The organism is Curvibacter sp. Hmag1.1, assembly GCF_059769165.1.
Window position 1 is genome coordinate 2,219,450 of record NZ_JBMBGX010000002.1, and the last position, 22,169, is coordinate 2,241,618.

Genomic DNA, 22,169 nt, shown 5'->3' on the forward strand with positions numbered 1-22,169 from the left:
TTCATCAAGCGTTAGGGCCTCCTCAGTCGGGCCTGCGCAAGGTGTATTGCACGACGTCAATGTTGTCTTCCAGGAAGGCTGCCTCGCAGTAGCAGAGGTAGAACTCCCAGATGCGCATAAAGCGCTCATCGAAGCCTTTGCTGAGTACCTCGGCGCGCTTTTCCAGGAAGGCATCGCGCCAACGCTTGAGGGTCTCCGCATAGTCGTGGCCGAATGAGAGTTCATTCACCACGTCCAGACCTGCAGCCCGCGCCTGGGCACGGAATTCCTTGGGGCATGGCAGGCAGCCACCGGGGAAGATGTACTGCTGGATGAAGTCGGTGGATGCTATGTAGCGCTCAAACAGCGCGTCGTCGATCACGATGCTCTGGATGCAGGCGCGCCCGCCCGCCTTGAGTTTGTTGGCGATGGTGGCGAAGTAGGTCGGCCAGTATTCACGGCCCACCGCTTCCACCATCTCTATGGAGCAAATGGCGTCAAACGGCGCGTCCTGGATGTCGCGGTAGTCCTGCAGCCTCAAGTCGGCTTTGTCCTGTACGCCCAGCTTGCGCATGCGGTCTTCGGCAAACGCCAGTTGTTCGATGCTCAAGGTCACGCCGGTAATTCCGGCTTGGAACTCCGTGGTGGCCATTTCGGCCAGGGCTCCCCAGCCGCAGCCGATTTCCAGCACACGGTCGCCGGCTTGGACGCCCGCTTCCTGCAAGGCCCGGCGCACTTTTGCTTTCTGGGCGATGGCCATGGGTTGGTTCAGGTTGGAGCTGAACAAGGCAGACGAATAGTTCATCGTGTCGTCCAGCCACAGGCTGTAAAACGCGTTGCCCAGGTCGTAGTGTGCGTGGATGTTTTTCTGGCTGTTGGCTTTGGTGTTCCGGTTCAGCAGGTGCTTGATACGGTAGAGCAGGCGCCCGGCCCAGCTGCCGTAAATCACGCCTTCGACTTCAGCCCGGTTCTTCACCAGCACCCGAAGCAGTTCGGTGAGGTTGGGGGTAGACCAGTCACCAGCGATAAAGCTCTCGGCAAAACCGATATCACCGGACTTGAGGGCTGCGCCGCACACCTTCCAGTTATGCAGCACCAGGCTGGCGTGCGGGGTAGCCTCGCCACCGAAGCGGTGGGCGCTGCCGTCAGGCAGTTGCACGGTCAGGCTACCGTGGCGGAGCTTTTGCAGCAGCTTGAATACGGTGCGGGCAGCAGCCGGGGTGCCAGCAGGCAGAGTGGTTGCAGCCGGTGTCGTGGAAGGCATGCCGGGGTTCATGGTGTTGGAGTTCATGGCAGTCTCGGGCGTCAAGGTTCAGGGTGTGTCTTCGTGAGGTTGGGGCGTGCCGGCACGGGTGGTCAACAAAGCCGGGGGCATGGGCTTGCGGAAGAACGGTACTTTTTTGATCCACAGCTTGAGGGCTTGCCAGTGGATACGCGCCACGACGCCCAGCGTCATGGCCGGGTAGTGCCAGAGTGCATGGCGTTGGCTTGCGGCAGTCAACGCTTCGAGTTTGCCGCTCACACTGGTTTCTATCAGTGGTCCGCTTGCATCGTCGTAGTCAATCCGGGCGACAGTGTGGCGGAGGTCGGCGGTGAGCATGAAGCGGAAGCGGTAGCCGCCCTCCACAGGGCAAAACGGCGAGACGTGAAACACTTTGTCTGCCCGCAGTTCCTGCCCGAAGCGGGGGTGGTCCAGCAGGTAGCAATGCCGCTCGCCGAAAGTGTTGTTCACCTCCACCAGGATGGCGCGCAGGCTGCCATCCGGACGGTGGCAGTACCAGAAACTGACTGGCTTGAAAGTAAAACCCAACACGCGGGGGTAGCAGTGCAACCAGACCTCGCCGGTGGCATCAGTAATGCCTTCCGCGGCGAGCAATTGGTCCAACCAGGCCAATGCGCCGCCTTGGGCCAAGGAACGCCCATCGCCGTGGTCGGCGTCATAAAAGCTCAGTGCTGCAAAGCGGTTACGTGCAAGGTGTCCGCCGGGTCTTTGGGCCATGCTGCGCATGGGCAGCATCAAAAAATAGGTGCCGTAGGCAAAGGCATTGCGCACCGGTTTGAGCCGGGTATGGCGCACCTCGCCAAAGCCGATCAGCGGCATGGCTAAGGGCGAGGTGGCGGGCGCAAGACCGGGTTGCATGGCGATGTCCGTCAAACTGCTTCCAGGCCCAGTCGCGCCTTCAGACGACGCGCGACGTCCAGCCCGGATTTGAGACCGTCCTCATGGAAGCCGTAACCGGTCCATGCGCCGCAGAAGTAGGTCTGTTGCTGACCTTGCAGTGCGGGCACTTTGTGTTGTGCCTGAATGGCAGCAAGATCGAACACCGGATGGGCATAGTCAAAACTGCCGTGGATCAGCGCAGGGTCGATCTCGCTCACCGGGTTCAGCGAAACGACCACGCTTTGCGCAAAAGGCAGCGGCTGCAGCATGTTGAGCAAATAGTGCAGGCAGACCCGTGCGCTGTCCTGGCCTGCGTCGGCACTGCGTTCGTAGTTCCATGCGGCCCAGGCACGGCGGGCTTGTGGCAACACACGGGTATCCGTGTGCAGCACCGCGCGGTTGGGCTGGTAGCGAATGGCGCCCAGCGTTTCCCGCTCCGCAGGGCTGGCGTCGCCAAGCAGGGCCAGACTTACGTCAGAGTGGCAGGCCAGAACGACCTCGTCAAAGCGCTCGGTTTGCCCGTTGATGGTCAGCGAGACGCCCTGCGCGTCACGGACAATATGTTGCACCGGGGTGTTCAGTCGCTTGTCGGCAATCTTGGATATGATTTTCTCGACATAGTGCCGGGCGCCCCCGGTCACCGTCCACCATTGGGGCCGGTTACTCACCTGGATCAAGCCATGGTTGTGACAGAAGCGGATCATGGTGGCCACCGGGAACTGGAGCATCTGGTCGGTCGGGCAGCTCCAGATACAACCCAGCATGGGCAGGAAATACCAGTCGCGGAACTCAGCCGAGAGTTTGTGCTGCACCAGAAAATCAGAGAGGGGCTGCATCAGCTCTTTCTCGGCATTGCGCACGGCAATGTCGGTGGCCAATGCGTTGAACCGGAGCACGTCCCGCAGCATGCGAAGAAAGCGCGGATTCACCAGGTTGCTGCGCTGGGCGAACACGGTGTCCAGTGAGGAGCCGCTCCATTCCAGCGCACCAGACCCTTTGGCCCCTGGTACTTGGACGGAGAAGGACATGTCTGACTTGGCGGTATCCACACCCAGTTCGGCAAATAGCGCGATCAGGTTGGGATAAGTGCGTTCATTGAAGACCAGAAAGCCTGTGTCCACACCATGGGTCACCGGGCCGGCGGAGCCGGGTAAAGTGACATCCACCGTGTGCGTGTGCCCACCGAAATAGTCGCCCGCTTCCAGTAAGGTGATGTCTGCGAGACCGTGCAAGCGGTGAGCAACGGCAAGGCCCGAGATGCCGGAGCCGACGATGGCAATCTTCATGCGGCGCTCCCGCAAGCAGTGGAGACGGTGACTAGATGGATGCTCATACGGTGCAGATTAAACGTCTTGGTAATTTTGTGACTGGTTGGTAATATATCGCAATGCTTGGTTTTTGTGTGGCTTTTTCAAATACTTTGCCCGCCATGCAAAAAGCCCTTATGACTGAAATGTGTCAAGTAATTGACACACGTCAGGACTAAAATTTGCCCAGTTTTGAAAGGTTGTCATGCTCTACCCCGAACTCTTTAAACAGTTGGAATCTGTGCGCTGGGACATGGATAAAGACATCCCTTGGGATAGCTTTGACCCTGCCATGCTCTCTGATGAGCAGGCTGCCACGATCAAGATGAACGCGATCACCGAGTGGGCAGCGTTGCCGGCTACCGAAATGTTCCTGCGGGATAACCGGGGCGACAGCGATTTTTCGGCCTTCATGTCGATCTGGTTCTTCGAAGAGCAAAAGCATTCTTTGGTATTGATGGAGTACCTGCGCCGTTTCCGGCCCGATATGGTTCCCACCGAAGAGGAGCTGCATGCCATCCGTTTTGAGTTTGATCCTGCCCCCGCGCTGGAAACGCTGATGCTGCACTTCTGCGGCGAGATTCGCCTCAACCATTGGTATCGTCGTGCCAGTGACTGGCACACCGAGCCGGTCATCAAGGCCATCTATACCAAGCTCAGCCAGGATGAGGCGCGCCACGGCGGCGCCTATTTGAAGTACATGAAGCGTGCCATCGGCAAGTTCGGCGTCGAAGCCAAGTCAGCGTTCGCCAAAGTGGGTGTGTTGATGGCCAGTGCGCGCCGCACGGCACAGGCGCTTCACCCCACCAATTTGCACGTTAACAAATCCTTGTTTCCGCGGGACACCATCCAAAGCCGACTACCCAACCCGGAGTGGCTGGAGCACTGGCTGGACAAGCAAATCAATTTCGACGCCGTCTGGGAAACCAAGGTGGTGGAGCGCATCCTGCACAACATGAGTCTGCTCATGGAGCGCAGCTTCACCACCGTGCAGGAGCTGAACAAGTTCCGCAAAGAGTTGTCCAAGGACCTGACGGGCGCGCCCGTTGCGTCACCAGGGGCGGTCTGACTTCGGCAGCGCGGTAAGCGGCAATAGCCGCTCCAAATTCAGCTGCACCTTCACATCGCGGTGTGGCACGCTGACCACAATGCGGTGTTCCCGCATGCTGGTGTCGCGGATGGCGGGTTCAACGGTAGGCACGCCGCTCTTGTTGAGAAGCACTGCTACCCGGGGCGTCGTGGTGTTTTGTCCGCGTTGAATGACAACACCGACCTCATTGGTCGCCAAGCGCACAAATGAGCCCGGCTGATAGATACCCACCGCCTTGATGAGGGCAGCTCCTGCCTCGTCAATGGCCTGGTTCTCATCGAAATAGCAGGCTTGCATGGCTGCGGCCGGAGCGATCGGCAGGCGCGACGCACGGGGCGCCAGTCGCGCAGCAAACATGTCCGCCCGCCGGATCAGACGTGCCAAGCGGTCGCCGGGCGTGCGCGGGGCCAAGGGGCCAGGCGCTGCAGTGTGATGTTGGTGGACTGCCGTCAGCCACACCGGCTCCTGAATACCCATCTGCTTGAGCAACAGTGCGGATCGCGCGGCATGTTGTTCGATTTGCAGTTGCTGTGCCTGGTTAGGCGGTTCCAGTTGCTGAGCAAGCTTGTCCTGCATGTCCGTCATGCTGTAGTTCATGGTCAGCGCAGCCATGCCGACCAAGGACTGCTCCGGTTCCGGCCAGTTCAGCACATCCTTGGCGGCCAACATACACATCACGCTGACCAACATGGCGTGGGTAGCGCTGTACATGCGCAGTTCTGTGGAGGACAGGTAAATCAAGGCGAACAGCGTGCCGTCCGGGTTGCGCTGGGTGTGCCTTACCAGCTGCCGTTGCAGGCGCTCCAAGCGGTCCCGGAAACTGGCTTCGTGCGTGTCGCGCAGCAGTGCATTGCAAATGGCTTGCAGATCCAGCCAGTCCATGCGATCGTCCTGCGCGGCCTGGCGTTCGGTCAATGTGTCACTGGAAATCTGGGTTTCTGCAATCTCGCCCAAGGGCTTGTCGTCTCGCACCAGACCATACAAGTGGTCTACATAAGCGCGGTGATGGGCCTCGGAATCTGCGACGTCGATGAACAGTCCGCCCCCTCTATGTGAGATCTCATCCAGGTCGCGCCGTGATGGAATGACATAGCCTTTGCGGGCCAAAAGAACTCCATCCTTGTCCATGAGCGGGAAAGGGAGTGGGGATCCGATACGTATCGATTCGAGATTGACGGCGACGAGGTGCATAAGGCTGCGCGATTATGCAGCTTCCATCGGCGGTTGGTGTCCACTCTTGAATTGGGTGGTGAAACAGGTGGAACTGATAGGATCGCCGCATGAAAGATGCAGTTCCGCTCCCCGCTTTCCTCGACAAAATCACGCGTTTCGAAGACCTGTCAGAGGCGATCGCCAAGCTACCCAAGCCCTGGGTGTTTACGAATGGGGTGTTTGATGTTCTGCACCGGGGTCACGTCCTGTATCTCGCCCAAGCACGTGCTTTGGGGGGCAGCCTGATCGTTGCGCTCAATACCGATGCCTCGGTACGTCGACTCGGCAAGGGGGATGACCGTCCGCTCAATGCGGAAGCTGACCGCGCGGTGGTGATGGCCAGCCTTGCTGCTGTGGATCTGGTGACGTGGTTCCCTGAAGACACCCCGGAATCCCTGATCGCGCACATCCGCCCCGACATCCTGGTCAAAGGTGGCGACTACGATATGTCCAGACTGCCGGAAACCAAGTTGGTAGAGAGCTGGGGTGGATTCGCCCGCGCACTGCCTTTTGTATCCGGCTACTCGACAACCGGTCTGGTTAAAAAAATCCGGGCTACAACCGCGGGTTAGCAAAACGCATCTCAGGCGCCGAAAACCTGATGCCAAAGCACCATACCCGCATTGTGTTGCTCAGTGGCTTCTTCGGCTGGCACCTGTGTAGGGGCTTCATCCAATCGGGCTTGGTGCTGTAGTTGACGCAGCTGGCGATAGGTTTGTGCGGCCTCCTCTCCCACCGGGGCTGGTAACAAGCCTACCGCCTGAGCACGTTGTAGCAAGGCGATGTTTCCAACGTTGTCCAGCAATGTTGGGTGCAGGCGCCCCGCACTGAGCACCAGGTACTGCACAGTAAATTCGATATCGACCATGCCACCCGGGCTGTGCTTGACGTCAAACCATTCCGGGCCCGTGTTGTGGCTGCTGCGCACCTTGTCGCGCATGCTGTGAATTTCGTCGCGCAAGGCGATCGGGTCGCGCTGACTGCACAGCACTGCGTGGCGCACTTCTTCAAAACGTAGGGCCAGTACTGGTGAGCCAAACACACAGCGTGCGCGGGTAATGGCTTGATGTTCCCAAGTCCAGGCCGTATTGCTACCGCGCTGTTGCTGGTAGTTGGCGTAAGCCTCGAAGCTGGTGACCAGCAGGCCTGAATTGCCGTTGGGGCGAAGGGCAGTATCGATCTCATAGAGATCACCCTCGCCCGTCTTTACCGTCAGCCAATTGATCAGCTTGCGCACCAGGGTGGAATAAACCTCCGATGCACGTTCATCTGTGTCGTCATAGACAAAAACAATGTCGAGGTCACTGCCGTATCCCAGTTCCTTGCCGCCCAGCTTGCCATAGGCAATGATGCCGAAGTGCGGAACCTCGGTGTGGCGCGTCTTGAGGCGGCTCCAGCACCAGCGTGTGGTGATGCTCAGCACGGATTGGGCCAATGCACTCAGGTCATCGGCTACCTGCTCAACGGTGATGCGTCCCTCCACATCGCGTGCAAGCGTTCTGAACACCTCTGCATGGTGAGCGCGACGCAACAGGTTCAACAGGCTTTCGTCATCATCTTCTCCGCTACCTTGGAGTGCCTGCAGGCGGCGTTCCAAATCGGCTTCAAAGACAGCCGGATCGAAGCGCTCGTCCAGAATGCGACTGTCTGCCAGCTCGTCGATGACGCCCGGGTGTTTGAGCAGGTACCGCGCAGGCCACCGCGCTGCGCCCAGCATCCGCAATAGGCGCTCATGGACTTGCGGTCGCTCCAACAACATAGCGAGGTAGCTTTCCCGCCGAAGCAAGGGCTCCATCCAATCGGCCAGCCTCACGGCAGCGTCTTCCGTCGTTCTGCCGTCTTGCACCCACTGCGCCGTACGATGCACCAAGCGCGCAAGACGCTGACGCGACTCCTCTTTCAGTGCAAGCACTCTGGGGTGCGCGCGCCAAGCAGCAATACGCTCTTTGAAGCTGCCGCTCAAAGCGTCCAAGGTCGCATCGAAGTCGTATACCTCGGCTTTATTTTTTCCGGTGCAACCTTTGCATTGAGGCTCGCCACCACCCAGTAGCGCATCGAATTCCTGCGCCACCATCTCGCGATGCCGGTCCAGCTCTCGCAGCAAGGCACTGCTGTCCGGGAGCTCCATGGATCGGGCTATCCAGAGCAGGTCGGATTCTTCTGTCGGCAAAACATGGGTTTGCTGGTCATCCAGGTACTGGATACGGTGCTCCACTTGGCGCAGAAAGAGGTAGGCCTCTGCCAGCCCGGTGGCGGTGGCTTGTGGCATCAGGCCGGCTTGCACCAGGCGCTGCAGAGTGCTGACAGTGGGCCGGGTACGCAGGTCCGGGTACTGACCGCCGCGTACCACCTGAAGCAACTGGACGGTAAATTCGATTTCCCGGATACCCCCGCGGGACAGCTTGACGTCATTGCTGCGCTCCGGCCGGCCGGCACTGCGCTTGGCAGCATGCTCCCGGATCTGGCGGTGCAAGATCCGCAATGAATCAAAAACGTTGTAGTCGAGGTAGCGCCGGAACACAAAGGGCACTACCACTCCCCGCAACTGCAACGCAGTAGCTGAGCCTACCGCCGCTGCCGGCGCAACGACCCGGCTTTTTAACCAGGCAAAACGTTCCCATTCCCGGCCTTGCACGTGGAAATACTCTTCGAGTGCGCCGAGCGATACCGCCGAGGGGCCGGAGTTGCCATTGGGACGCAACGCAAGGTCAACACGGAAGATGAAACCATGGTCGTTGCTGTCTCCCACCAGGGCATACATGGCCCGCACCATCTTCCCAAAGAATTCCTGGTTTGAGATGCGCCCTCTCCCTTGCGGGTCACCGCTGGTTTCCCCGTCCTGGTCATAGACGTAGATCAGGTCGATATCACTGGAGACATTGAGTTCGCGAGCGCCTAGCTTGCCCATGCCAATGACCATCAATTGTGCGGGGCTACCGTTCGCGGCATGGGGTGTGCCGTACTGGCTGGCCAGCTGCGAGAAGCTGGCCGCATACGCCTGATCCAGTGCCCATTCGGCCAGACTCGTCATGACGCCGGTGACTTGGGAAACATCCGCGGTGCCGCCGCAATCCAGACAGACCAAGCGTTCCAATGTGAGCTGCCGGGTAATGCGCAGTGATGTGCCCAAGTCATGCCCTGCACTTTGCAGGGTTTCTGTGAGGCGGGAAAGGTCCGCCTTGGTGGGCAGGCCTGCGGGCAGCATGGCCAGCTCGGTGGCGTAACGCCGCCGTATGCGCTGGGCAAAACGGGAACCGTCCGACACAGCGGAATTCTCAAGGCGGGTCATAATTCCTGACTAAGTCCCCATAGCACGATGAACGATTTGATTTCCGCCCCCTCACTCCGTCTCCGGGTGTTTGCAATCCTTGCAAAATGGGCGTTGCGTGTGCTGGCTATGGCGTGGCTGGCCGTTGGCTTGCTGTGGTGCGGACTTCATTTTGTCATTGTGCCGCGAATCGCAGATTTCCGCCCATGGGTGGAAACGCAGGCCACGCAAGCTTTGGGGTTGCAGGTCCGTATCGGGGAATTACAAGCCCGGTCCAATGGTGTCATCCCTTCCATCGAATTGCTGCGCGTCACGGTCTTCGATCGCGAGGGGCGTGAAGCTTTGCTGTTGCCCAGCGTGTCTGCCGCTTTGTCGCCGCGCTCCATCTTGGGGTTGGGCTTCGAACAGTTGCATGTCGATAGTCCGCAACTCGATATCCGTCGGACCTTGGACGGCAAATGGTGGATTGCGGGATTGGAGATGGCGACTGCCCCGACCCAGGACGGTGCGGGAGCCGACTGGTTGTTCTCTCAAGCCGAAGTCGCCTTGGTGAATGGCAGCGTGACCTGGACGGATGAAACGCGCTCGGTAGAGCCGGTCACCTTTCAGCGCGTCAATCTGGTCGTGCGTAACCGCTTGCGTACCCACTCCATGCGATTGGATGCAGACCCTCCGGAACACTGGGGTGCACGGCTGAGTGTGCAGGGCGTTTTCCGCCAACCGCTGTTGTCCCGGCATGCCGGCCAGTGGACGGACTGGGACGGGCAGGCGTATGCGGATTTCTCGCGGGTGGACCTGGCCGAACTGGGGCGCTATGTGGACCTGGGTGTCCAACTGGCACGGGGCAGTGGCGTGTTCCGTGCTTGGGTCGATGTTGTGCGCGGCACGCCCACTGGTGCCGTAGCCGATGTGAGCTTGAGCCAAGTGAATTTGACAACAGGGCCCTCGCTGGAGCCGCTGGCACTGGCTTCGGTGTCCGGCAGATTAGGCGCCAAGGCCCTGGATGGCGGTAGTGAGTTCAGCACGGAGTCATTGCAATTTGTCACGCAAGACGGGCTGCATTGGCCGGGGGGCAATGTGCGCCTGCAACTGTTCGCCCCAAGCAATAAAGCGCCTGAACACGGCACATTGACGGCAGACCGGCTGGACCTGGCGGCCTTGGCCCAGATTGCAGGCAGGTTGCCGCTTGAACCCCAGGCCCATGCACTACTGCAAAGGCTGGATCCCAAAGGCGTCGTGGATGGCTTGGAGGCCAGCTGGCAAGGACCCATCGCAACGCCTCAAACCTACAAGGCCAAGGGCAAGGTCAGTCAGTTGAGTTTGCCCTCCTGCCACTGTGAGGCAGACAGTCGCCCCGGGGTGCAAGGCCTGGATGCCGAATTTGACATGGACCAAACGGGCGGCAAGGCAACGCTCGCCTTGCGCCGTGGCATGGTGGATGCGTATGGAGTGTTTGAAGACCCCGTCGTATTTTTTGACCAGTTCACCGGCGATCTCCAGTGGAAGGTGGACGGGCCGCGTCTTGCCGTGAATGGCAGCAATCTACGGTTTTCAAATGCAGATGGGCAGGGAGAGCTGAAGTTCAGCTGGCAAAGCGCGGTGTCCGGCAATGCCATGGCGGGCCCCGGTACCTTGGATTTGCAAGGCACCTTGGCCAGGGCGGATGGCGCCCGTGTGCACCGTTACCTGCCGCTGGCCATGGAAAAAGACTCTCACGAATACTTGCGTGCCGCCTTGCTGGGCGGTGTGGCGAGCAACGTGCAGTTCAAGGTCAAAGGGGACCTCGCGAAGTTCCCGTATCGCACGGGGCAATCCGGTGAGTTCCGTATTGCCGCATCCATGCAGAATGGCAGTTTTGCCTTTGCCCCTGCCTTTGTACTGCCCAAGGACAGCCTCCCATGGCCGGTGCTGAACCAATTGCAAGGCGAGATGGTGCTGGACCGGGACGTACTGCAAGTCAAAATCAACCGCGGTTTGGTCGGGGGTACAGGCTTGCAGATCGGCAAGGCGGAGGCCCAGGTCACTCGCCTGTACGACGCCTCTCAGGTGAATGTGACGGCCGAGGCCAAGGGCCCCTTGCCGGATCTGCTGACGGTGGTCAACACCTCCCCTCTGGGCCCCCTGATGGATAAAGCCTTGGCGCAGACCACCGCTACGGGCGTGGCGGACTACAAGTTGAAGCTAGGTTTTCCTGTGTCGGACGTCAACAAGGCGACCGTACAAGGCAGCATCGTGCTGAGTGGCAACGACCTGCAAATCATTCCGGATACCCCCAAGTTCAGTCGCGCACGCGGGACGATTAACTTCACCGAGTCCGGCTTCAGTCTGGCCGGTGCCCAGGCCAGAGCCTTGGGGGGTGACATTAAGGTGGAGGGCGGCTTGTCCTTTGTGGCAACCCCTGCCACTGCGCCTGCTGCACGTACAGCGCCCAACCAATTGAGGTTTTCCGGGACGGCGACGGCTGAAGGCTTGCGGCAATCCCGGGAGCTGGGTGCTGCAGGTCGTTTGGCGCAATTTGCCACGGGCAGCGCTCCTTACACCGCCAGTTTGGGGTTCCGCTCCGGCGTCGCGGAGTTGCAAGTCAATTCCACCCTGGCAGGCATGGGCTTGAGTTTGCCCGCGCCTTTGGGGAAAACAGCGGACACGCCCCTGCCGGTGCGTTTCGAGTCCGCGCTGATACGCCCTCTGGCCGGTGTGCAGCCGAATGCCCGTCTGCGCGACCGTTTGCAGCTTGATGTGGGCAAGTTGGCCTCGTTGACGTTTGTGCGCGACCTATCGGGCGTCGAGCCCAAGGTGCAGAGCGGTGCGATCGGGGTGGGGTTGGCGGCCGACGAATCCGCTCCCTTGCCGGATGAAGGCGTGGTGGCCAACATGAATATTCCACGCCTCGATGCGGATGCGTGGTCTACCGTGCTCGATAAATTGAGCATGGATGTGCCCGCCAACCCGGGCGCCAAGCCTGCAGGCAATGGCGGGCTGGCTACAAGCGGCTATATGCCCACTGTGCTGGTGCTGCGTGCGAAGGAATTGTTGGTTTCCGGGCGGCAGATCAACAATGTGGTGGTGGGCGGTGGTCGCGAGGGTCCTCTATGGCGTGCCAACCTGGATGCCACGGAGCTCAGCGGCTACATGGAATACAGGCAACCTTCCGGCGCCAGTGCGGGCCGCTTGTATGCGCGCTTGGCCCGCCTCTCCATTGGCCAGAGCAGTGCGCAGGATGTGGAATCCCTGCTGGATGAACAGCCGTCTGCCATTCCTGCACTCGACATCGAGGTGGATGACTTTGTGCTCCGGGGCAAAAAGCTGGGTCGCATCGATATTGAAGCGGTCAATTTGGGGAGCGCCAACACCCGGGAGTGGCGCCTGAACCGATTCAACATCCAGACGCCGGAGGCTCAGCTTACGGCTAGCGGCAATTGGGCCAGCATCAATGCGTCTGCCGCGCCGGTGGGCAAGAGCGTACGTGAGCGCCGCCGCACCGTGCTGAACTTCAAGCTTGACATCAATGACTCGGGCGAGCTGCTCAGCCGGCTGGGGATGCCGGGCGTGGTCCGCAAAGGCAATGGCAAGGTGGAAGGACAGGTGGCATGGGCGGGCTCCCCAATCACGGTCGACTACCCGAGCATGAGTGGAAAGTTTAATGTGAATGTGGAAACCGGCCAGTTTTTGAAAGCAGACCCGGGCATTGCCAAGTTGCTGGGCGTGTTGAGTCTGCAAAGCCTGCCGCGCCGTTTGACCCTGGATTTCCGGGATGTATTCAGCGAGGGCTTTGCGTTTGATTACTTCCGGGGTGATATTGCGATTGAGCAGGGCATTGCCAAAACCAGCAACTTGCAGATGAAGGGCGTGAACGCTGCGGTGTTGATGGACGGCCAAGCCGACATTGCCAAGGAAACCCAGAATCTGCGGGTGGTGGTGGTGCCTGAAATCAATGCCGGCAGTGCCTCCCTGATTGCCTCAGCGATCAACCCGGTGGTGGGCTTGAGCACCTTTTTGGCCCAGCTGCTGTTGCGGGGGCCCTTGGTCAATGCCGCCACCCAGGAGTTCATTGTCGATGGCACTTGGCTGGACCCCAAGGTGACCCAGGTGCCCCGCAAGCCTTAAGAGCGCAAAGCTGCTTTGTTAATCGGAGAAATGTATGAAAGTTGCCGCCATTCAGATGGTGTCCACCGGTGATCTGCAAGACAACCTCCATGTCGCGCGCTCCCTGCTTGCGCAGGCAGCAGAAGCGGGGGCTGAGTTGGCAGTTTTGCCCGAGTACTTCTGCCTGATCGGCCTGAAGGACTCCGACAAACTGGGCATCCAGGAGCCCTATGGCTCAGGCCCCATTCAAGAGTTTGTTGCCAACGCCGCACGGGATCTGGGGCTGTGGATTGTGGCCGGTACCCTGCCCCTGACGGCGAGCCAGCCCGACCATGTGTTCAACAGTTCGCTGGCCTACAACCCGCAAGGTGAGTGCGTGGCCCGTTACGACAAGATCCACCTGTTCCGCTTCAGCAATGGCACGGAGAGTTACGACGAATCCCGTGTGCTCGAGCGCGGGAGTACACCCACCGTGTTCACCTTGCCTTCCAAAGACGGACACAGCTGGTCGGTTGGTATGAGTGTCTGCTACGACATGCGCTTTGCCGAGTTGTACCGCGAGTACGCCAAGCGGGGTGTGGACCTGTTGCTGGCTCCCAGCGCCTTTACCCACACGACGGGCGAAGCCCATTGGGAAGTGCTCTTGCGGGCCCGCGCGATTGAAAACCTGTCTTTTGTGGCTGCTGCCGCCCAAGGCGGGGTGCACCCCAGCGGGCGGCGTACCTGGGGCCAGAGCCTGTTGATCGACCCTTGGGGCAAGGTGCTGGCCCAACAGGCGCAAGGCCCGGGGGTGGTGCTGGCGGATCTGGACTACCGCCAACTCCAACACTGCAGGGCACAGCTGCCCGCTCTGCAGCACCGGGTTCTGTCGTGAATGCTATGAATTCAGGAGCTGCCTGCGCATATCCCATGAGCGCTAGTGGCTGTTTTTGTCCTTATCTTCGTCTTGCGGCAGTTCGCCGTTCTTCCGGCCTGAAAACATGGTCCACCAAATGATGCCTACAAATATCAGGCCCGCGCCCAAGGCTTCCAGCAATAGCAAGGTCATGAGTCGTGTCCTGATGTGGGGGTGTTGGCTGGCGATTGTAGGGACGCTGGCCGCCTGCGGCAGTGTCCCCATGGGCACCAGGGCTCCTGTGGAGTCGCCCCGCTCGCCAGCAGTCAGTGCACCGACTGTGGCGAATACCCCCGCAGTGGTGCAAGCGCGCAGCCGCTGGGTGCCGGTGCCCTGGGAGGCATTGCCCGGATGGGGCAGTGACAGCTTGTTTGAGGCCTGGAACGCCTGGTTGAAAAGCTGCGAGAAGCCACAGCCTCCGTTGGCTGCCCTGTGCGGCGAAGTGCGCCGCTTGAGCATCGGCAGCGCGCAGGAGCAAATGGAATGGATGCAGTCACGCCTGCAGCCGCACCGGGTGGAAACACCCCAAGGCGAGGCTACCGGTTTGCTTACCAGCTATTACGAACCCATCATTGAAGCCAGCCGCAATCCGGCGCCCGGATTCACCGTGCCCCTCTACCAGTTGCCTGCAGGGTTGGCCACCCGCAAGCCGTGGTTTACACGTCAGGAAATGGATACCTTGCCCGAAGCACAGGCAGCCTTGCGCGGCAAAGCCATTGCTTACATGGCAGACCCGGTGGATGCGCTGGTGCTGCAGATTCAAGGCTCCGGCCGGGTGCGCATCACGCAGCCCGACGGGAGTCAACGCTGGGTCCGGCTGGCGTACGCCGGCACCAACGACCAGCCCTACCGGAGTGTGGGTCGCTGGTTGTTGGACCAGGGCCTGATCAAGGACGCCTCCTGGCCAGGCATCAAGGCCTGGTTGGCCCAGAACCCGCAGCGCCAGCAAGAGCTGCTCTGGGCAAATCCGCGGGTGGTGTTTTTCAAGGAAGAAGTGCTGGGTGATCTGGATGCAGCCTTCGGACCCCGTGGTGCACAGGGCGTGGCGCTGACGCCCGGTCGCTCGATTGCGGTGGACCCGGGCAGCATTCCTTACGGGGCACCTGTGTGGCTGGCGTCCAACGGGAATCAAACAAATTTGCAAAAACTGGTTTTGGCGCAAGATACCGGCAGTGCCATTACAGGGGCCGTGCGGGCAGATTACTTTGCAGGCTGGGGGGCTGAGGCTGCAGAGCTTGCGGGGCGCATGCGTCAACCCTTGCAAATGTGGATTTTGTGGCCCAAATAAGCCAGAAACCGTTAGTATGGATACATTGAATCTGTGAGATTCGGAAATCAAGGACGGGCCCCATGAGCAAAGAGATGCGTGACATTGATGAGCGTACCAATCTGGCCGCCAACAGCATGTTTGAGTTGCTGTTGTTCCGTTTGGGTGAGGCCCCCGGTACGCAGCGCCGTGAGCTGTTCGGCATCAATGTGTTCAAGGTGCGCGAAATTCTGGTGATGCCCGAGATCACTGCCATGGTCAATTCGCCACCGTCCGTCATGGGCGTGGCCAACATCCGGGGTCAGATGATTACCGTCATCAACCTGCCTCAAGTGGTCGGTTGCAAGCCTACCAAGGGCTTGGGCATTCTGTTGGTGACCGAGTTTGCGCGGACGACGCAGGCTTTCGCGGTTGAAGAAGTCAACGAAATCGTCCGTTTGGAATGGAAGCAAGTACTTTCCGCCGAAAACACCGGTGGCGGACTGGTCACCAGCATCGCGCGACTGGACGGCAACGCAGAAAACACCCGATTGGCCCAAGTGCTGGACGTGGAGCAGATCCTGCGAGATGTGATGCCGCAGGAAGTCAAGGAAGAGGCCCCGAGCACCGCGCCCAAGTTGCGCCTGGAGCCCGGCCAGATCATTCTGGCGGCCGACGATTCGGCGGTGGCCCGCATGATGATTGAAAAGGGTCTCAAGGGCATGGATGTGCCCTACGTCATGACCAAGACCGGCAAGGAAGCCTGGGAGAAGTTGCAATCCCTGAATGCGCAAGCGACTGGCGAAGGCAAGTCCATCAAAGACAAGGTGGCTTTGGTGCTGACGGACCTGGAAATGCCGGAGATGGATGGGTTCACTCTGACCCGGAACATCAAGCAGGACGGGCGCTTCAGCACTATCCCTGTGATCATTCACTCTTCATTGACGGGTGCGACCAACGAGGGCCACGTCAAGAGCGTGGGGGCAGATGCTTACATCGCCAAGTTCGTGGAAGAAGAACTGGCCGCCACCATCCGCGAAGTGCTGCACCGCTGAAGCGGGTAAAGCGTCCTTACATCCTGCACTGCACGAGTGCAGCGCCTTCTGTGAGCACAAACTCGCGGAAGGCCTGATTGACACCGCTCAGGCTGGAGTCGCGCCGGTGCAGCAGGCACCAGTCCAGCATTTTGGGCATGTCCTCCATCTGCAGGACGGCGAGTTTCCCTGCTTCAAACTCCACTTGAAAAGTGTGCGCAGACAGAAAGCTGATACCCATGCCGGCAATCACCGCCTGCTTGATGGTCTCGTTACCGGACAGCTCCATGGACAGGCGTACCTGCAGGGACTGTGCCTGAATCAGGTGTTCGAAAAAGTGACGCGTTGCAGAACCAGGCTCCCGGAAGATGAACGGCTCATTGCGCAAGGCATCCCAGTGCACACGCCGTTTTCTGGCCAAGGGGTGATTTGCCGACGCGACGATGCAGTGAGGGTTTTGTGCGAACGTTTCGGCTTCCACGTCAGCCTCTGAGGGCGGGTAGCCCGCAATCGCAACATCGAGTTGATGGCCTTGCAGCATGGCGAGAATCGTCTCCCGGCGATCCACTGTGAGTTTGAATTTCACTCCGGGCCAGCGCTCTGCGAATGCCATCAAAAGCGCCGGGGCAAAGTAATGCGCGGAGGACACCACGCCCAGATGCAGCAAGCCGCCATGCCCACCCTCTGCAGGGTGGAATGCACCCATCGACTCTTCAGCCAGCAAGACCTGATTCAGTATCCGCCGGCACTGGCGCAGCATTTCCTCGCCCGCTTGGCTGAGGCTCACTTTGCGGCCTGTTTTGACCAGCAGCTGCAGCCCCACTTCCGTTTCCAGTTGCTGGATTTGCATGGAAACGGCAGGTTGCGTGACGTTCATGACTTCAGCGGCCCGTGAATAACTCAAATGCGTTGCAACCGCTTCAAACAAACGGAGCTGACGCAATGTCAAATTCCGGAGCCGGTGTTGCGTGTATTCGGGCTGGGTTTCCTTGCCAGTGAGGCGCTGGTTACGGGATATCCCTAGGGAACGCTTCTTGGTAGCGGTGACTTTGACAGGCGCTTTCATCGGTACTTTCCCTAGGAAAAAGTCAGTTTGGGTGCTTCTTGTCACTGAAGGCGTCTTGCCATGGCGACAAACACGGGGCACATCCATAGATACATAAGAATAACTGATCGAATTTATAAATATGTCTGCGTTGTGCCTATGGCTCGCACTGTCTACAGTCACGCCAATTCTTCGTAACTGCACTGCCCATGACAACACGCATTTCTCCCGTTCCGTTTCCCGTGTGGAGTGAGGACCACGCTGCCAGGCTGGATCAGCCCAACCTTCTGCTGTACCGCTCCAACCTGCTGGGCTCCGACCTGCGCATCACCAACTACGGTGGTGGCAACACGTCGGCCAAGATCAGCCAGAAGGATCCGCTCACCGGTCAGGATGTGCAGGTGCTGTGGGTCAAGGGCTCGGGCGGTGATGTGGGTTCCATGAAGCTCGATGGCTTCTCCACCCTGTATATGGACAAGCTCAATGCCTTGCAAGGCATCTACCGCGGACCCGAGCATGAAGACGAGATGGTGGGCTACCTGCCGCATTGCACTTTCAATCTGAATCCGCGCGCTGCCAGCATCGACACTCCCTTGCATGCGTACCTGCCATTTGCCCATGTGGATCACATGCATCCTGATTCGGTCATCGCCATTGCGGCCATGGCGAACAGCGAAGCAATTACCCAGCAAGCTTTCGGTGGAACCATTGGTTGGTTGCCCTGGCGCCGTCCCGGCTATGAGCTGGGCTTGCAGCTGCAACGCTATGTGGCGGCGCATCCCGGCCTGAAGGGTCTGGTACTTGGCGGTCACGGGCTATTCACTTGGGGCGATGACTCCCGCAGCTGCTACGAAAACACCGTGGCGGTGATTGCGCAGGCGCAGACTTGGTTGGCCGAACAAGCGCAGGCCCGCAATGCGGTGCCATTCGGTGGTGCCAAGGTCACCGGTTTGGATACAACGACGCAGGATGCAGTGCTGGCCAAACTGCTGCCGGTTCTGCGGGGTCAGGCTTCGCAAAGCGGGCACAAGCTTCTGCATGTAGACCGCCAGCCGGTTGTGATGGAATTTGTGAATAGCCAGCAGTTGGATGCACTGGCTGCCTTGGGCACCTCCTGCCCCGACCACTTTTTGCGCACCAAGATCAAGCCTTTGATTCTTGAAGAATCGGTTTACACGCTCAATGGCGCGGAGTTGTCCGCAGCGATTGCCGGCAAACTCGCCGACTACCGCGCGGATTACACCGCTTACTACGAGCGCTGCAAGCGTGCCAACAGCCCGGCCCTGCGTGATCCCAATCCGGTCATCATCCTGCTGCCGCGCATCGGCATGGTGTCCATCGCCAAAGACAAGGCCACGGCCCGCATTGCCGGCGAGTTTTACGTGAACGCCATCAACGTGATGCGCGATGCCAATGCCATCGACACCTATGTCGGTCTCCCTGAACAGGAGGCATTTGACATCGAGTACTGGCTGCTTGAAGAGGCGAAGCTGCAACGCATGCCCAAGGCCAAACCTTTGGTCGGCAAGGTGGCGCTGGTTACCGGCGGCGCCGGAGGTATTGGCCGCGCGATTGTGGAGCGACAGTTGCAAGAAGGCGTGTGCGCCGTATTGCTGGACATTGATGCTGTGGCGCTCGAGTCCACGGTGGCGGAACTCTCCAAGAAGTTCGGCAAGGATGTGGTACGTGGGGTTGTCTGCGATGTCACCAGCGAAGAGTCGGTGATTGCAGCCTATGCACGCACCGCGATTGAATATGGCGGAGTCGACATACTGGTCTCCAACGCAGGGATCGCCTCGGCATCACCGTTGGAAGACACCACCTTGGCGCTATGGAACCGCAACCAGAGTATCTTGGCGACTGGCTATTTCCTGGTGGGGCGCGAAGCCTTCCGTTTGATGAAGGCGCAAGCGGTGGGTGGCTCTATGGTCTTCATCGCCAGCAAAAACGGCATGGTGGCGAGTAACCAGGCGGTGGCCTACTGTGCAGCCAAGGCCGCTGAAATTCAGCTGTCGCGCAGCTTTGCCCTCGAAGGTGCGCCCTTGGGCATCCGCTGCAATGTGGTCAACCCTGACGCAGTGATCCGCGGCAGCAAAATCTGGACGGGTACCTGGAGCCAGGAACGCGCTGCGGCCAACAAGGTGAGCGAAGAAGAGCTCGAAGCCTTCTACCGCGACCGGTCCATGCTCAAACGCAGCGTCTTCCCCGAAGATATTGCCGAGGCCACCTACTTTCTGGCTAGCGAATTGGCAGCCAAATCTACCGGCAACATTCTCAATGTGGATGCAGGCAACCTGGCCGCCTTCCCACGCTGAATCTGCACGCAAACGAAAAGAACACCATGACACAACAGATCAATGCCCAGTTGCTGGCTGAGCACAACGCGCAGGCCGCGGCCCGAGTGAATCTCGACTTTGAGACTCTTGGTGAGCAACTGGCTCGCCGCAATGTGGACATCGAAGTTCTCAAGGATCAGGTTGCCAGATTCGCCGTGGCCGTCCCCTCTTGGGGTGTGGGGACAGGCGGCACCCGGTTTGCCCGCTTTCCCGGCTTGGGCGAGCCGCGCCATGTGTTCGACAAGATCCAGGACTGTGGAGTTATTCAGCAACTGGTACGGTGCACACCCACGGTCTCTCCTCATTTCCCATGGGACAAGGTGAGCGATTACCAAGAGCTGCGCCAGCATGCTAAGGCGCATGGGGTGGGCTTTGACGCCGTCAACTCCAACACCTTCTCGGACCAGAAAGACCAGCCGCTTTCCTACAAGTTCGGCAGCCTGACCCACGCCGATGCAGGTGTGCGCGCACAAGCTGTGGCTCACAACCTCGAGTGCATCGATATCGGCAAGCAGTTGGGCAGCAAAGCCCTCACCGTGTGGATCGGTGACGGCTCCAACTTCCCCGGCCAGAGTCACTTCCGCCGCCAGTTTGAGCGCTATCTGGACAGCAATCGCCAGATTTACGACGCCCTGCCCGGCGACTGGCGCATGTTCCTTGAGCACAAAATGTTCGAGCCTGCCTTCTATTCCACCGTGATTCAGGATTGGGGCTCCAGCCTCCTTGCTGCTCAAACTTTGGGCCCCAAGGCGCGTTGTCTGGTGGACCTGGGCCATCACGCTCCCAATACCAACATCGAGATGATCGTGGCCCGCTTGGTGCATGCCCAAAAGCTCGCCGGTTTCCACTTCAATGACAGCAAGTACGGCGACGACGACCTGGACAGCGGCAGCATCAACCCCTTCCAGCTCTTCTTGGTGTTCAACGAATTGGTAGATGCCGCACAAACCGGAGCGGCAGAGTTCGACCCTGCCTACATGCTGGACCAATCGCACAACGTGACTGACCCGATCGAGAGCCTGATGACCAGCGCCGTCACCGTGCAGCGCTGCTATGCACAGGCCCTGTTGGTCGATCGCACCGCGTTGACGGCCTACCAGGACAGCAACGATGTGCTGATGGCCGCCCAGACCCTGAAGCAGGCCTTCCACACCGACGTCACCCCTCTGTTGCAAAAGATCCGCATGGAAGTTGGCGGCGCTGCCGACCCTATCCTGGCCTACCGCGCCAGCGGATACCGCAAGCAGATGGCGGCCATCCGACCCGCCAGCGGCCCGAGCAGCGGCATTGTTTGAGCGAGATTGCATGGGCAATGTCGCACTCCCCATCGAATCCGGTTCACACCCCCCAAGGGGGGTCTGTGCATCCGGTATCGAGACCGGCCTTAGTGCCAAATTTTTCTACTAACAATTCCAGGAGACAAGCATGAAGAAACAACTCAAGACACTGCTGACCATCGCACTGAGTGCGGCCCTGGTCAGCCCGGCATTCGCAGCGGACAAGATCGCCCTCGTGGTGAAGAGTTTGGGCAACGGCTTCTTTGACGCCGCCAACCAAGGCGCTCAGGAAGCCGCCAAGGAACTCAAGAACGTCGAGATCATTTACACCGGTCCTGCCAAAGCTACCGCTGAAGGCCAGATCGAAATCGTGAATTCACTGATCGCCCAAAAAGTATCTGCCATCGTGATCTCTGCGAACGATCCCGACGCACTGGCCCCTGTGCTCAAGCGCGCCATGGACCGCGGTATCAAGGTTTTGTCCTTTGACTCCGGCGTCCGCAAGGATGGTCGCATGATGCACCTGAACCCCTCCAGCAACCCCTTGATCGGCGAGAAGCTGGTGAAGATGACCGCTGACGCGATAGGCTCGACTGGCGAGGTTGCGGTGCTCTCCGCCACCGCCCAAGCAACCAACCAGAATATCTGGATTGAAGAAGCAAAGAAAGTGCTCGCACAGCCTGCCTACAAGGGCCTGAAGCTGGTCAGCGTGGTCTATGGCGATGACCAGACCGACAAGAGCTATCGTGAAGCCCAAGGCCTGTTCAAAAGCTATCCCAACCTGAAGGCCATCATTGCCCCTACCACCGTGGGTGTGGCCGCTGCTGCGAAGGCTGTGCAGGACGAGAAGAAGGTCGGCTCCATTTACGTAACCGGCTTGGGCCTGCCTTCTGAAATGGCCGGTCACGTGAAGAGCGGTGCCGTGAAGTCCTTTGCCATCTGGAACCCGATTGATCTGGGCTACTCCTCCATCATGGCGGCCAGCCAGTTCATCTCCGGCAAAGTGACCGGCAAGGCCGGCGACAAGGTGTCCTTGGGCCGCGTAGGCACCGTGACCTTGGATGCGAATGGCGAAGCCGCGATGTCGGAGCCCTTCACGTACGATGCCTCCAACGTGGAGAAGTTCGCGAAGTTCTTTTAAACACCCCCGGGCTGCAGTGCTGCGCACTTTCGCCACCCCCCTTGCAGGGGGCAACACTAGCAGCCCGGCTTAGCCGGTTCTGCGGTGTTCTTGGT

16 protein-coding genes are annotated in these 22,169 nt (G+C 59.6%); 9 read left to right on the plus strand and 7 right to left on the minus strand.

Annotated elements, in window-relative coordinates; translation table 11 throughout:
- Positions 1–22: 22 nt before the first annotated feature.
- From ACOAP0_RS11160 to ACOAP0_RS11170, 3 genes are read right to left on the minus strand one after another with little or no spacing between them, the layout of a single operon-like run.
- On the minus strand, positions 23–1,270 hold the full coding sequence (locus ACOAP0_RS11160) for a class I SAM-dependent methyltransferase (RefSeq protein ID WP_498376461.1): 1,248 nt from the start codon (positions 1,268–1,270) through the stop codon (positions 23–25).
- A 21-nt stretch (positions 1,271–1,291) separates the two neighbouring features.
- The gene (locus ACOAP0_RS11165; protein ID WP_498376462.1) at positions 1,292–2,119 is read right to left on the minus strand and encodes a DUF1365 domain-containing protein; all 828 of its coding nucleotides are present in this window, start codon (positions 2,117–2,119) and stop codon (positions 1,292–1,294) included.
- 11 nt (positions 2,120–2,130) lie between these two features.
- Positions 2,131–3,426 (minus strand): NAD(P)/FAD-dependent oxidoreductase, encoded by a 1,296-nt coding sequence (locus ACOAP0_RS11170; RefSeq protein WP_498376463.1) that lies wholly within the window; start codon positions 3,424–3,426, stop codon positions 2,131–2,133.
- A gap of 226 nt (positions 3,427–3,652) precedes the next feature.
- Here ACOAP0_RS11170 and ACOAP0_RS11175 point away from each other — a divergent pair, with 226 nt between their 5' ends.
- A complete protein-coding gene (locus tag ACOAP0_RS11175; RefSeq protein WP_313868341.1) occupies positions 3,653–4,516 on the plus strand; it encodes a ferritin family protein in 864 nt (287 codons plus the stop codon).
- On the opposite strand, the gene ACOAP0_RS11180 is transcribed toward ACOAP0_RS11175, so the two are convergent.
- Entirely contained in the window at positions 4,499–5,644 is a 1,146-nt protein-coding gene (locus tag ACOAP0_RS11180; RefSeq protein ID WP_498376464.1) for an HD-GYP domain-containing protein, read from the minus strand. The genes ACOAP0_RS11175 and ACOAP0_RS11180 overlap by 18 nt on opposite strands.
- Before the next feature lie 173 nt (positions 5,645–5,817).
- Between ACOAP0_RS11180 and rfaE2 the strand changes: the two genes are divergently transcribed.
- A complete protein-coding gene (rfaE2, locus tag ACOAP0_RS11185; RefSeq protein ID WP_498376465.1) occupies positions 5,818–6,321 on the plus strand; it encodes a D-glycero-beta-D-manno-heptose 1-phosphate adenylyltransferase in 504 nt (167 codons plus the stop codon).
- 11 nt (positions 6,322–6,332) lie between these two features.
- Here rfaE2 and glnE read toward each other — a convergent pair whose 3' ends face one another.
- The gene (gene glnE / locus ACOAP0_RS11190; protein ID WP_498376466.1) at positions 6,333–9,038 is read right to left on the minus strand and encodes a bifunctional [glutamate--ammonia ligase]-adenylyl-L-tyrosine phosphorylase/[glutamate--ammonia-ligase] adenylyltransferase; all 2,706 of its coding nucleotides are present in this window, start codon (positions 9,036–9,038) and stop codon (positions 6,333–6,335) included.
- Between the two features lie 27 nt (positions 9,039–9,065).
- On the opposite strand from glnE, the gene ACOAP0_RS11195 reads away from it, so the two are divergent.
- Positions 9,066–13,121 carry a YhdP family protein gene (locus tag ACOAP0_RS11195; protein WP_498376467.1) on the plus strand — a complete coding sequence of 1,352 codons (4,056 nt, stop codon included), beginning with the start codon at positions 9,066–9,068 and terminating at the stop codon, positions 13,119–13,121.
- 34 nt (positions 13,122–13,155) lie between these two features.
- Complete coding sequence (locus ACOAP0_RS11200) at positions 13,156–13,974, plus strand: carbon-nitrogen hydrolase family protein (RefSeq protein ID WP_481874782.1); 819 nt, start codon at positions 13,156–13,158, stop codon at positions 13,972–13,974.
- A gap of 42 nt (positions 13,975–14,016) precedes the next feature.
- Here the strand turns inward: ACOAP0_RS11200 and ACOAP0_RS11205 are convergent, their stop codons facing one another.
- Positions 14,017–14,148: a hypothetical protein gene (locus tag ACOAP0_RS11205; RefSeq protein ID WP_498376468.1), complete on the minus strand. Its 132-nt coding sequence runs from the start codon at positions 14,146–14,148 to the stop codon at positions 14,017–14,019.
- Here ACOAP0_RS11205 and mltA point away from each other — a divergent pair.
- On the plus strand, positions 14,096–15,283 hold the full coding sequence (gene mltA, locus ACOAP0_RS11210) for a murein transglycosylase A (protein ID WP_498376469.1): 1,188 nt from the start codon (positions 14,096–14,098) through the stop codon (positions 15,281–15,283). The genes ACOAP0_RS11205 and mltA overlap by 53 nt on opposite strands.
- 62 nt (positions 15,284–15,345) lie before the next feature.
- On the plus strand, positions 15,346–16,296 hold the full coding sequence (locus ACOAP0_RS11215; RefSeq protein ID WP_087495946.1) for a chemotaxis protein: 951 nt from the start codon (positions 15,346–15,348) through the stop codon (positions 16,294–16,296).
- A gap of 16 nt (positions 16,297–16,312) precedes the next feature.
- On the opposite strand, the gene ACOAP0_RS11220 is transcribed toward ACOAP0_RS11215, so the two are convergent.
- A complete protein-coding gene (locus tag ACOAP0_RS11220) occupies positions 16,313–17,341 on the minus strand; it encodes a LysR family transcriptional regulator (RefSeq protein WP_498376470.1) in 1,029 nt (342 codons plus the stop codon).
- A 188-nt stretch (positions 17,342–17,529) separates the two neighbouring features.
- On the opposite strand from ACOAP0_RS11220, the gene ACOAP0_RS11225 reads away from it, so the two are divergent.
- The 3 genes from ACOAP0_RS11225 (at position 17,530) to rhaS (ending at position 22,074) form a co-directional block, all read left to right on the plus strand.
- A complete protein-coding gene (locus ACOAP0_RS11225) occupies positions 17,530–19,635 on the plus strand; it encodes a bifunctional rhamnulose-1-phosphate aldolase/short-chain dehydrogenase (RefSeq protein ID WP_498376471.1) in 2,106 nt (701 codons plus the stop codon).
- Positions 19,636–19,661: 26 nt separating this feature from the next.
- Positions 19,662–20,951, plus strand: coding sequence for an L-rhamnose catabolism isomerase (gene rhaI, locus ACOAP0_RS11230; RefSeq protein WP_498376472.1), 1,290 nt, complete (start codon positions 19,662–19,664; stop codon positions 20,949–20,951).
- A gap of 130 nt (positions 20,952–21,081) precedes the next feature.
- On the plus strand, positions 21,082–22,074 hold the full coding sequence (gene rhaS / locus ACOAP0_RS11235) for a rhamnose ABC transporter substrate-binding protein (protein ID WP_313868353.1): 993 nt from the start codon (positions 21,082–21,084) through the stop codon (positions 22,072–22,074).
- Positions 22,075–22,169 lie beyond the last annotated feature (95 nt).